The organism is Desulfospira joergensenii DSM 10085 (assembly GCF_000420085.1).
GTDB lineage: Bacteria > Desulfobacterota > Desulfobacteria > Desulfobacterales > Desulfobacteraceae > Desulfospira > Desulfospira joergensenii.
This window is the reverse complement of sequence record NZ_ATUG01000001.1, coordinates 335938-347950: the sequence shown is the minus strand read 5'-3', so window position 1 is coordinate 347950 and position 12013 is coordinate 335938. Positions and strand designations below refer to the sequence as shown.

Below are 12013 nucleotides of genomic sequence, written 5' to 3'. Positions count from 1 at the left end.
CTGAGGTTATTGGGGTTTTTTGATGGAATATGTATTGTCTTTTTTGAAATCGATCTCTGCCTCTACATAGTAAACCTCTTCCAGGGATTCCCTGAGATCCTTGACCATATAGTAGGCCTCGCCGCTCCTGGCACCGGTGGAGCAGACAAAAACCACGGGCTTGTCAGCGGGCAGGTCCTTGATTTTCGCTTCCAGCTTTTCAACGGGGATATTGACCGCAGTCTTGAAATGGCCCTTTGCAAATTCGTCGGCATCCCGGGCGTCAATGAGCAGGATGGATTCCGGGGAGTTTTCCAGGATGGAAACAAACCGGTCAAGATCAATGGAACCTTCCACTTCACCGGCTTTGACCGCCACGCTGTCTCCGGCCTGGCCGTATTGTTTTTTCCAGGCGGGATATCCCGTGGAGAAGACAGACACATCTTTATATCCCATGGCAATGGCCCTGGCAGCGGATTTGTGGCTCAGGCGGCATTTGAGTCCGCCGCAGTAATAGATGATGGGGGTGGAAAGGTCTCTAGGCAGCTTGCCTTTGAGCTCGTCAAACCGGGAAAAGGGAATGCTTATGGCCGTGGGGATATGCCCCTTGTTGAATTTTGTCTCCAGGGGCCTGGCATCCACGATTATGCTTTTGTTTTCGGCTATTTTCCCGGCCACATACTCGGCCGTCACCGAAGCATAGGCTCCCGGCTGTTTTTTCCACTCGGGAAACCCCTTGGCAAAAACCTTGACATTGGTATACCCCAGGGCCTGGGCCTTTTTGGCAGACTTATGGCTCAGCTTGCATTTGAGTCCGCCGCAATAGAAGATGACCAGGGCATTCTTATCCTTGGGCAGCAGGTCTTTTTTCCGGTCAAATTCTGAAAAAGGGATGCTTACGGCTCCGGGAATATGGCCCTTCACATATTTGACCTTATAGGGCCTGGCATCCACGATCATGACCTCATCCGGCATGGGAACCCGTACCTGGGAGATGACAAAATCAACTTCTACGATGTCGTCGTACATCCAGGGTTCTGATCCGGCGGCATGGGCTGTCACACTCACTGCCAGAAGAATCAGACAGGCGAAAACAGCCCCTAATAAAAGTTTGTAATCGTTTGCTCTCATCTTGTTTTCTCCCGTGTTGGCTAAGGTTTAGGGCGGTTTCCCTTTTTTGGGTCCGCCATATTTTTTTATCCAAATTAAGGTGAAGCAACAGGTCGCACCACCGTCAACAGAGGGATTCTGAACCTGAAACAATACCGGGTGATAAAGATAGCAATGAATGTGCCAAATTTGAGTCTGGATCGTATTTTATTGCAAATACCAGATTTTCTTGGGGTTTTCAAGTGGAAATCCTGACCCGTGCCCGAAGACGAGGGATGAGTGTTGCCAAATTGTTAATCATGTGTTAATGCTTTGTAAACAGGTGTTAACTTTTCATGAGGCAAAATCAGATTATGGATATCGGAAGCCATTGGCGTCCCATTATTGAATCGGTCCAGGATGGGATCATCATCGTGGACGGCCGGGGAAATTTTATCGCAGCCAACCATTCGGCCCAGCTCATGACCGGGTATTCGGAAGCAGAGCTTCGGGGCAAGTCCTGCCGGGTCTTAAACTGTACCGGGTGCAAGATAAAGGGCAGGGGCAGGGGAAAGGACTGGTGCGGACTGTTTTCAAGGGGATTGATGCGGGATAAAAAGTGCATGATAACGGCCAGCAACAAACAGACCATCCCCATTATCAAGAGTGCCACGGTTCTCTACGATGCAGGGGGGGATATCGTGGGGGCCGTGGAGACCCTCAAGGATATATCGGAAAACATCTCCTATCGGAACGAACTGGCATCCATCAAGAGGATCTATCATATCGACGACGGATTCCACGGAATCATCGGCCGGACCCCGGTCATGCAGAAACTCTACGAACATATTCAGAGCGTGGCTTCCCTGGACACCCCGGTCATGATCCTGGGGGAGAGCGGAACCGGAAAAGAGATGGTGGCAAAGGCCCTCCATGAAACCGGGGCAAGGTCGAAGCATCCTTTTATAAAGGTCAATTGTGCGGCCCTGAGTGAGAACCTTCTGGAAAGTGAACTCTTCGGACATGTAAAAGGGGCCTATACCGGTGCCCAGACAGACCGGGCAGGACGGTTCGAGGCGGCCCACAAAGGAACCATCTTCCTGGATGAAATCGGGGATATCCCCTTGTCCGTCCAGGTCAAGCTCCTCCGGGTGCTGGAGGAACGCATGATCCAGAGGGTGGGGGAGAACCGTTCCATTCCCGTGGATGTGAGGATTATCACGGCCACCAATAAAAATCTTGAAACCCTGATCCGTCGGGGAGAGTTCCGGGAGGACCTGTTTTTCAGGATCAACGTATTTCCCCTGACCTGCCCCCCTCTCAGTCAAAGAAAAGATGATATCACCCTGATTATCCAGCATTTCATCTCCGTCCAGGGGGAGAAGACCGGGAAAAACATCCTGGGCTTCACCCCGGAAGCCATGCGGGCCATGGTGGCCTATGCATGGCCCGGCAATATCCGGGAGCTGCGGAATGTGGTGGAATACGCCTTTGTCCTGGCCAGGGGAAAGAGTATCCGGCCCGAGCATCTTCCCGGGAAGGTCCTGGAAACGGCAGAACCAGAGTTTCCCTCTGCTGTCCCGGCCGAACCGGATCCGGAATCCCGGCCCTTTGTTCTCAACCTCGTCCCTTTGGAAAAGCAGGATCTGATAAACGCCCTCCAAAAAACCGGGGGCAATCAGACAAAGGCGGCTCAACTCCTGGGCATCTCCAGAATAACCGTGTGGAAACGGATGAAAAAATATAATATCAGCATCAAATAATTTAGTTTTGGCATTGAATTTGCTATACTAACCTCCGGAGTAAATCATAATAAGGCTGAAAAATGAAAAAAGAGAATATACTTGTTGTTGCCCTGATCCTCATGGCCGTTGCCGGCGTTTTAATATATAATTTTTCAAAAACACCGGAAGAGAATGTGTCTGCGGCCGTCACCCCGGAACCCAGCCAGGGGAAAGGGACGGGCATCGCATGGCACTCCTATGGGTCAGGGCTTGCCGCGGCAAAATCCAAAGGCAAAAATGTCTTTCTTTACTTCCATGCCCCCTGGTGTACCTATTGCACCAAGCTGAAGAAGTATACCTTCACGGATAAGAAAGTACAGGCACTCATGGATGAACATTTCGTCAGCATCTCCGTGGACACGGATCAGAACCAGGCCCTTGCCCAGGAGTGGAAGGTTAAGGGGCTTCCCACCATGTGGTTTTTGGAACCCGACGGTTCGAAAATCTCAAATATCCCGGGATATATCGAAGCAGACCAGATGGTGCGGATACTGGAGTATATCCGGACAAAAAGCTATGAAACCATGAGTTTCCACGATTTTGTCCGGAAGAGTTAACCGCGTCGCCTGTATCATTAAGGAAGAATTCCATGACATCTGAAATTTCCAGAAGGGCTTTTCTCAAAAGTTCCCTGGGGGCGGCGGGCTCGGTGGCCGCATCCTCAGGACTGGCCAGGGCTGCGGCAGCGGCCGAAACCCCGGAAGATCCCCTGGCAACCCTGATTGACGTCTCAAAATGCATTGGATGCGAGGAGTGTGTCCATGCCTGCCGGGAATCCAATGCCGGGAAATATCCGGCTCCTGAAAAACCTTTCCCCGGAATGATCCCCTCCCGGGTCCCTGTGGAGGACTGGTCGGACAGGCAGGATGTGTCGGACCGGCTCACCCCCTATAACTGGCTTTACATCCAGTATGCCCGGGCGAACAAGGACGGGGAAGAAATCGAACTGACCCTCCCCAGAAGATGCATGCATTGCGTGAATCCTCCCTGCGTCAAGCTCTGCCCCTGGGGGGCGGCCAAGCAGGAGGAAAACGGTCTTTCCCGGATCGATTCCGACATCTGCCTGGGGGGATCCAAATGCAGAAAGGTCTGCCCCTGGCACATCCCCCAGCGCCAGACCGGTGTGGGCCTCTACCTGGAACTCCTGCCTTCCATGGCCGGCAACGGGGTGATGTATAAATGCGACCGGTGCTTTCAGAAAATCGAAAAAGGGGAAATCCCCGCCTGTATTGAGGCCTGCCCGGAAGGTGTCCAGACCATGGGACCGAGATCCGAGATCCTCAGGACCGCCCATGACCTGGCCGGTAAAATGAACGGATATATCTACGGAGAAAAGGAAAACGGAGGAACAAACACCATATATGTCTCGCCGGTTCCCTTTGATGAACTGATTATCGAGACGGGCAAGGGCAGACCCCATCTGAGCCCGGTGAAGAATTTGATGGAAAACGGCACCCATATTGCCCTGGCCTTGCTCATTGCCCCCGTTGCCGGCGCAGCTGCGGCATTCAGTAAGTTCTATAGGCGTGTAAAGGAGGATGAACAATGACCCGGATAAGCGGAATAAGAACCCTGGGGTACAGAATCATCCTGGCCTTCATCGCCCTGACCGGATTTGCCCAGATGCCGATTTTCAAGAGGTACTATATCGCCGATATTCCGGGGCTGGGATGGCTGGCCCGGTTTTACGTTACCCACGCCCTTCACTATGGTCTGGCCGCCGTATTCATTGGCCTGTGTATCTATTCTGCCCTGGATTTTTTTCTTGATCGACAGAAAAGAGGCCGGCTTACGGCCTGGGCCTGGATGAAATCCGGAGCCATCCTCGGCCTGGTCCTTACCGGGGCCCTCATGGTGGTGAAGAACCTGCCGGGAATCTATTTTTCCCACGCCACCATCATCCTTCTGGATATTTTACACCTGTGCCTGTGCATGGCCTTGATAGGAGCCGGGGCATTTACCCTGGTTGCCGGGAAGAAATGGCTTAATTGAACTTTAATCCTCTTTGTTCCATTTGGAAAAGGGATGGCGGATCAGGTTTGAGTTGAAATACCTGGGGTCTTGGGTCACCTCCGGACCGGCCCAGGGCGGGAGGCTGAATGCCTGATCCGGGGACTCAAGTTCGATTTCAGCCACCACCAGTCCCTGGTTTTCCCCAAAGAATTGGTCGATCACCCATTCAAATCCTTTAAACCGGGTCCAGAGACGTTCTTTTTCGATCAAAGGCCTTTCACAGAGAAGATCCAGCATCTCCCGGGCATCCCCGGGGGGGATTCCATACTCATATTCGGACCGGACGCTTCCCTTGGTTTTTCCCTTGATGGTGAGAAAGCCCTGATCGTTTCCCCGGGCTTCTTCAATCATCCGTACCCGGACCACCCGGTCGGCCCGGCCCGTGATATATCCCTGGCAGATGGCCTTTGTCCGGAGGATGTCCCGGGGAATCTTTTTTACCAGGAACTTGCGTTCGATCTCAATGCCCATAGGATTCCACTCTTTTCTGATTTTTAATAAAAGACAAACCCACCCCCATGAGAACGGCCGCACCGGCAAGCACCAGACGGGGGGTGAGGACCTCTGACAGGAACAGGATTCCCCCGGCTGCGGCCAGAACCGGGACGGTGAGCTGGACCACCCCGGCCTGGGTCTGGCCCAGCCCCTTCAGGGCCCGGTACCAGATCACATATCCTCCGCCCGAGGTAAATGCCCCGGACAGGACGGCAATCCCCGCGCCGGACCAGGTCAGGAACAAGGGGTCGGATCCCGGAATCACCATCCAGAGCAGAAGGGCCGGGCCAAGACCTGCAATGAAGTTGAATCCCGTGGCTTCGGCCGGGTCAGATGCATACTTTCCCAGAAGGGAATAGATTCCCCAGGCGGTTCCCGCTCCTGTCATGGCCAGGGCGCCCGTGAAAGAGGGGGCGGACAGGCCGGGCAGGAAAAGCCAGGCCAGGCCTGCCATGGCCAGAAGGATCCCGGCGGCCTGTGTCCTGGTGGGCCGGTTTCCGGCCAGGATTCCCCCCAAAATCATGGAGACCTGAACCGCTCCGCAGAGGATCAGGGCTCCGGTGCCGGCATCCAGCCGGACATAGGCCAGGGAAAAAAACAGGGCGTACAGGGTCAGCATCAGGGGCATGGCCAAGGATGCCGAGCCGTTTCCCGGTATGGGGCGTTTCAGGGCCTTTCTGCCCAGGACAAGTCCCAGGAAAAGAGCCCCGGAGGCCAGGCGGATCATGGTGAAACTGCCGGGATCAATAAGCCCGTCCCGGAGGGCAAACCGGCAGAGGATGGAGTTCAGGGCAAATGCCGTCATGGCCAGGCCGGTCAGGATAAAGGTTTTAAAAGTCAAAATTCAAACACCTAAAGGGGTTGGGCAGCCTCCTTGGAGGACACTTGCCGTTTCAATAAAACTCATGTTAAATTGCCATAGAGCATGGTTGGGACATGATTGTCAACTCTTAACTCCCCTAGGGGAAGGAAAACTAAAATTGAAAGATAAAAACCGCAGCCCCATTGTCCTGCTCACGGATTTCGGGATCCGGGACGCCTTTGCAGGGATAGTAAAGGGGGTGATCCTTTCCATAAATCCCGGGGCCCGGATTCTGGATCTTTCCCACGGGATCCGGCCCCAGGACATCCTCCACGGTTCCTTTGTCCTCTCGTCTTCGGCCCGGTTTTTCCCCGGGGGAACCATCTTCTGCGTGGTAGTGGACCCGGGCGTGGGAAGCGGCCGCAGGCCCATCCTGGTGAAAACCCGGGACTACTCTTTTATCGGGCCGGATAACGGGGTGATGTTTCCGGCGGCACAGGAAAACGATATCCGATCCATTACTCATCTCACCCGGGAAGAGTACTTTCTGCAGCCGGTCTCTTCCACCTTCCACGGCCGGGACATCTTTGCCCCGGTGGCGGCCCATCTATCCCTGGGCAGACCCAAAGAAAATTTCGGACCCTGCCTGGACTCCATGATCCCCTTTGAAATCCCCTCTCCAAAAAGCCGGGGGGATGAACTAATTCTCACCATCATCCACATCGACACCTTCGGCAACCTGACCCTCAACCTGTCCGGGGAGCGGTTTAAGGAATTTTCCCAGGGGGGCTTTGTCCTGGAAGCCTCTGGTGCCGGGGACAAAAAGATCTCCATTAATGAAAGCTGCAACACGTATGCAGAAGCCCGGGAGGGCATCCCCTTTGTTCTGGAATCCTCCACAGGCCACATGGAGATTGCCGTGAAAAACGGGAACGCCGCCCGAACTCTGGGTCTGGAGCGGCTGGATACAATGCTCCTCCGGAGCAATGAATAATTTTTAATTGTGAATTGGGAATCAAGGTTCAGAGGACTTGATTCCCACCCTGATATCCTTTATCGTAGCCCTTTGAAATGAAGCACCACATGAATTGAATTATTGAGGAGAAGAACATGACTTTGGTCGGCATCATCGGCGGATCCGGACTGGATGATCCGGATATCCTGGAAGATCCCAGGGAGATTCAGACAGATACTCCCTACGGCAGCCCCTCATCCCCCATCACCTCCGGGCGGATCAACGGGAGGCAGACCCTGATCCTGGCCCGCCACGGCAGGAATCACCAGCTCAGCCCCACCCAGGTCAACAACCGGGCCAACATCGATGCTTTGAAGCGGGCCGGGGCCACCCATATCATCGCCACCACGGCCTGCGGCAGTCTGCGGTCCCGCATCGACCGGGGCCATTTTGTCATCCTGGACCAGTTCATTGATTTTACCCGGTTCCGGAAAACCACTTTTCACGATTCTTTTGAGGGCGGGATCAACCATACGGTCATGGCCCATCCCTTTGATCAGTCCCTGAGGCGTCATCTGTCTGCATCTGCCCGGGAGCTTGATTTCCATGCCCATGAAAAGGGCTGCGTGGTCACCATTGAGGGCCCCAGATTCTCCACCGTGGCCGAATCCAAGATGTTCCGGGCCTGGGGCGCCGATGTGATCAATATGTCCACGGCACCCGAGGCCATGCTGGCCAACGAGGTCGGCATTCCATACGCTGCCGTTGCCATGTCTACGGATTATGACTGCTGGAAAGAGGATGAGGCCCCTGTGAGCTGGCAGGAGATCATGGCCGTGTTTGAAAAAAATGCCGAGAATGTAAAAGAACTATTGATAAAGACCATTGGAAAAATAGAGGAGTAAGGAGAAAGAATGAAGATCAAAGAATCCATCAGAAGCATTCCGGGCTGGCCCATTGAAGGGGTCATCTTCCGGGACCTGACCACCCTGATGCAGTCCCCTGACGCCTTCAGGGAGTCCTGCGATTTGCTCATCCAACGGTACAAGGACATGAACATCGACAAGATCGTGGGCATTGACGCCAGGGGCTTTGTATTCGGTGCGGTCCTGGCCTATGAGCTGAACATCGGATTCGTCCCGGTGAGGAAAAAGGGCAAGCTTCCCTGCGAGACCATTGAGGAATCCTACAGCCTGGAATACGGGGAAGCCACCCTGGAAATGCACCTGGATTCCGTAGCTCCGGGAGAGCGGGTGGTGATCGTGGATGATCTTATCGCCACGGGGGGCACGGTGGGGGCCACGGTCAAGATGGTTAAAAAACTGGGCGCCGATCTGGTGGAATGCGCCTTTATCGTGGAACTGCCCGATCTCAAGGGAAGGGACCAGATCCCGGGGTGCAAGGTCTTTTCCCTTTGTGAGTTTGAAGGAGAGTAGATTCAGGGATATAGACTGAAGGCCGAAAGAATCGAAAAAGAACTCCAGGGATAAAAAACCGAGATTCTTTTTATAAAAATAGGAGCACAGCCACCACAATTGTCAATTGTCCATTATCAATTGCAATATGAGCTTTCTTCTTTCCGTTGACCTGGGGCTTAAAACCGGCCTTGCCCTGTACGGCAGGGACGGCCGCCTGATCTGGTACAGATCCCAGAACTATTCTTCCATCAAGCGCCTGAAAGCGGCTGTGTTCGGCATCTTCAAGGAAACCCCGGATATTTCAAGGCTGGTCATTGAGGGGGGAGGTACCCTGGCCGATATCTGGATCAGGGAGGCCCGCCGCCGCAACATTGCCCTGGTCCGGATCAGCGCGGAAACCTGGCGGGCAAAATTTCTCTATCCCAGGCAGCAGAGAACCGGGGTCCTGGCCAAGAAAAATGCCGGAGCCCTGGCCAGAAGCGTGATTGAATGGTCCGGGGCCAGACGGCCAGCATCCCTGCGCCACGATGCGGCCGAGGCCATCCTGGTAGGCCTCTGGGGCGTAATGGAAGCCGGATGGCTTGCAGATCTTCCCGGAGAAATCAAATAGTTATCCGCTGATAAACCGCCTTTTTTGCCTCCTTTGGTGCACGGGAATTTAAATTATTGGAGATATCTTGATTTTGGAAAATTATCATGATAATAAAATTGTCAGACAATAGTACATTCCGACAATATAAGAGAAGAGGGGGCTTGCCCTTTGTTTTTCTTCTTAAATCAGGTGACGGAACATATAATTTCAGGCAGTGGAAAAAGGAGGCTTGATGGGAAAGGAAAATGAGGAGATAATCCCGCTCCCGCACTATGGAAGATGGATCTCCGGAACCCTGGTCATTCTGCTGCTTGTATCGATCATACGGGCATTTGCACACGGGCAGATCGACTGGCCTGTGGTCGGTAAATTTTTTATGGCACCGACCCTGATCAAAGGGCTTGGCAACACCATCGTGATAACGGTTCTTGCCATGGTCACAGGATTGATCCTCGGCATTGTCTTTGCCGTAATGAGGCTGTCAAAGAATCCGGTTACCCGCTGGTTTGCCGGTTTCTATATCTGGATTTTCAGGGGCACCCCAATCTACCTTCAGCTTCTGATCTGGTTTAATCTGGCCCTTGTCTTCCCCGTTATCAATCTCGGGTTCTGGGAGGGAAGAATGGTCGATGTGATGACCCCTTTTTTCGCAGCTCTTCTGGGCCTCGGCATTAACGAAGGCGCCTATATGACGGAAATCGTCCGGGGCGGCATCCTTTCCGTTGACCAGGGGCAGCTGGATGCTGCATCCACCCTGGGCATGACCCGGCTGAAGGCCATGCGCAGGATCGTTCTTCCCCAGGCCATGCGGGTCATTATCCCGCCCCTTGGCAATGAATTCATCGGCCTTTTAAAAACCTCTTCCATGGCCAGCGCCATTGCTTACACAGAGCTGCTTCACCGGGCGCAATTGATCTATTTTGTGAACGCCAAGGTCATGGAGCTCTTGATCGTCGCCACGGGATGGTACCTGATTGTTGTAACCATTCTTTCCCTGATTCAAACCGTGATCGAAGATTATTTTTCCCGGGGTCAGGATCATCCGTCCAAAAGGTCCCTGGTACAGAATTTTTTTCATTTCATGACCCTGCGGCGCGGAAAAGCAGGAGGTGCCAGATGAGGATATCATCCGGACCCATGTTAAAGGCTGAAAACGTTCATAAATCCTATGGAAAAACGAAGGTTCTCAAAGGGATCAGCCTGGAAGTTCAAAAAGGAGAAGTGATGTGTCTTCTCGGCCCTTCCGGATCCGGCAAGAGCACTTTTCTGCGGTGTATCAATCACCTGGAAACGATCAACCAGGGCAGAATTTACGTGGATGGCAATCTGGTCGGCGCACGGCTGCATAAGGGCCGGCTTTATGAGCAGAAAGAAAAGGAGATCTGCCTCCTTAGAAGGGAGATCGGAATGGTGTTTCAGCATTTTAATCTCTTTCCCCACATGACCGTGCTGCAGAATCTCATTGAAGGCCCTGTTTTTGTAAAAAAGGAAGATAAGGATTCGGCCATCGACCGGGCAAGAAAATTATTGGATAAGGTTGGCCTTGGAAAATGGGAGTCCAGTTATCCAAAGCAATTGTCCGGCGGCCAGCAGCAGCGGGTCGCCATTGCGAGATCCCTGGCAATGGATCCGAAACTCATGCTTTTTGATGAGCCGACCAGCGCCCTGGATCCCGAGCTGGTCGGGGAGGTGCTGGCCGTCATGAAAGACCTGGCCGGCAGCGGAATGACCATGGTGGTTGTCACCCATGAAATTGGTTTTGCCAAGGGGGTTGCCCATAAGGTCGTACTTATGGATAAAGGAGTTGTCGTTGAAACGGGCACGCCCGGGGATATTTTCGATAATCCGGAGAACGAAAGAACCCGGTCCTTTCTTGCAAATGTGGGAAGTTGAACGCCTGGAATGAAACAAGGGAGGCCTATTCTGAAAAAATTATTTTTAACTGCCGGACTAATATTTCCGGCCAAAAAGGAGAAAAACTCAATGTATTGTAAACGTATCCATGCAGGAATCCGAAACGGTCTTGTTGTTTGTCTGGCATTTTTCTGTCTGGCCTCAACAGGGTTCAGCGCCACTCCCCATGACATGCTTCCGGAGGATATCAAAGCCAAAGGAAAAATCACCATCGGTATCAACGGAATATTTCCGCCCATGGAATATAAGGAACCGGGGCAGGATGAACTCATCGGATTTGACGTAGATCTTGCCAAAGCCCTCGGGAAGATCTTAAAGATCACAATCGTTTTTGACGACCAGAAATTCGACCAGCTGATCAATTCCATCAATACCAGCCGGGTGGATATGGTTATTTCGGGCATCTCAGATACGGCTGTCCGGCGAAAAACCCTTGATTTTATAGATTATTTTAATTCAGGAACCCAGTGCTTTACCTTGAAAAAATATGCCGGTACCATTAAAGAGATCGCCGACTTAAGCGGGAAAACATTTGCCGTTTCCGCCGCCACCGACTATCTGACCACCATGAAAAAATGGAGTGAAGACAACCTTGAATCAAAAGGCCTGGCCGCCGTGAAAATCCTGGCGGTCGATTCCGAAGCAACTGCCCGCCTTCAGATGATACAGGGCCGGGCCCAGGCTTCAGCGATCAGTCCTGAAGTCCTGGGCTGGCTTGCCAAGGAAAATCCGGGCATGTTTGTTCCAGTGGGGGCCGTTCTTAACCCCGATCCCTACGGCATCTGCTTTTCAAAGGAGAATGCCCGGTTAAGGGATGCTGTTTATGCGGCCATTACGGAGTTGTTCAATAACGGCACCTACAAAGAAATCCTGGATAAGTGGGAAATCTCAACAGGGGCACTCCCTGAACCGCTGATCAACGGGAAAAGGCCCTAAACTGAATCTTTCGGCCCGCCGGCACATTCCGGCGGG

The 12013-nt window shown here is 53.0% G+C and carries 14 protein-coding genes; 11 read left to right on the top strand and 3 right to left on the bottom strand.

Features of this window, described 5'->3' with window-relative positions:
• Positions 1-6 precede the first annotated feature (6 nt).
• Positions 7-1110 carry a rhodanese-like domain-containing protein gene (locus F608_RS0101655; RefSeq protein WP_022663868.1) on the bottom strand — a complete coding sequence of 368 codons (1104 nt, stop codon included), beginning with the start codon at positions 1108-1110 and terminating at the stop codon, positions 7-9.
• 332 nt (positions 1111-1442) lie between these two features.
• Here F608_RS0101655 and F608_RS0101650 point away from each other — a divergent pair, with 332 nt between their 5' ends.
• From F608_RS0101650 to F608_RS0101635, 4 genes are all read left to right on the top strand, one after another.
• Complete coding sequence (locus F608_RS0101650) at positions 1443-2831, top strand: sigma-54 interaction domain-containing protein (protein WP_033398158.1); 1389 nt, start codon at positions 1443-1445, stop codon at positions 2829-2831.
• A 62-nt stretch (positions 2832-2893) separates the two neighbouring features.
• Positions 2894-3409 (top strand): thioredoxin family protein, encoded by a 516-nt coding sequence (locus F608_RS0101645; protein WP_022663866.1) that lies wholly within the window; start codon positions 2894-2896, stop codon positions 3407-3409.
• 32 nt (positions 3410-3441) lie between these two features.
• On the top strand, positions 3442-4401 hold the full coding sequence (locus tag F608_RS0101640) for a 4Fe-4S dicluster domain-containing protein (RefSeq protein WP_022663865.1): 960 nt from the start codon (positions 3442-3444) through the stop codon (positions 4399-4401).
• Positions 4398-4844, top strand: a complete 447-nt coding sequence (locus tag F608_RS0101635) for a hypothetical protein (protein ID WP_022663864.1) — start codon at positions 4398-4400, stop codon at positions 4842-4844. The genes F608_RS0101640 and F608_RS0101635 overlap by 4 nt, the downstream gene beginning before the upstream one ends.
• Before the next feature lie 3 nt (positions 4845-4847).
• On the opposite strand, the gene F608_RS0101630 is transcribed toward F608_RS0101635, so the two are convergent.
• Positions 4848-5336: a CYTH domain-containing protein gene (locus F608_RS0101630; RefSeq protein ID WP_022663863.1), complete on the bottom strand. Its 489-nt coding sequence runs from the start codon at positions 5334-5336 to the stop codon at positions 4848-4850.
• Positions 5326-6201: a DMT family transporter gene (locus tag F608_RS0101625; RefSeq protein ID WP_022663862.1), complete on the bottom strand. Its 876-nt coding sequence runs from the start codon at positions 6199-6201 to the stop codon at positions 5326-5328. Before F608_RS0101625 ends, F608_RS0101630 begins: the two co-directional genes overlap by 11 nt.
• 139 nt (positions 6202-6340) lie before the next feature.
• On the opposite strand from F608_RS0101625, the gene F608_RS0101620 reads away from it, so the two are divergent.
• From F608_RS0101620 to F608_RS0101580, 7 genes are all read left to right on the top strand, one after another.
• Entirely contained in the window at positions 6341-7156 is an 816-nt protein-coding gene (locus tag F608_RS0101620) for an SAM hydrolase/SAM-dependent halogenase family protein (protein WP_022663861.1), read from the top strand.
• 116 nt (positions 7157-7272) lie between these two features.
• Positions 7273-8022, top strand: coding sequence for an S-methyl-5'-thioadenosine phosphorylase (gene mtnP / locus F608_RS0101615; RefSeq protein ID WP_022663860.1), 750 nt, complete (start codon positions 7273-7275; stop codon positions 8020-8022).
• Positions 8023-8031: 9 nt separating this feature from the next.
• Positions 8032-8553: an adenine phosphoribosyltransferase gene (locus tag F608_RS0101610; protein WP_022663859.1), complete on the top strand. Its 522-nt coding sequence runs from the start codon at positions 8032-8034 to the stop codon at positions 8551-8553.
• 127 nt (positions 8554-8680) lie between these two features.
• Positions 8681-9145 (top strand): hypothetical protein, encoded by a 465-nt coding sequence (locus F608_RS0101605; RefSeq protein ID WP_027362363.1) that lies wholly within the window; start codon positions 8681-8683, stop codon positions 9143-9145.
• 214 nt (positions 9146-9359) lie between these two features.
• The gene (locus tag F608_RS0101595) at positions 9360-10247 is read left to right on the top strand and encodes an amino acid ABC transporter permease (protein WP_022663857.1); all 888 of its coding nucleotides are present in this window, start codon (positions 9360-9362) and stop codon (positions 10245-10247) included.
• A complete protein-coding gene (locus tag F608_RS0101590) occupies positions 10244-11020 on the top strand; it encodes an amino acid ABC transporter ATP-binding protein (RefSeq protein WP_022663856.1) in 777 nt (258 codons plus the stop codon). Before F608_RS0101595 ends, F608_RS0101590 begins: the two co-directional genes overlap by 4 nt.
• Positions 11021-11110: 90 nt before the next feature.
• Positions 11111-11977: an ABC transporter substrate-binding protein gene (locus F608_RS0101580; RefSeq protein ID WP_022663854.1), complete on the top strand. Its 867-nt coding sequence runs from the start codon at positions 11111-11113 to the stop codon at positions 11975-11977.
• The last annotated feature ends 36 nt before the right edge of the window (positions 11978-12013 follow it).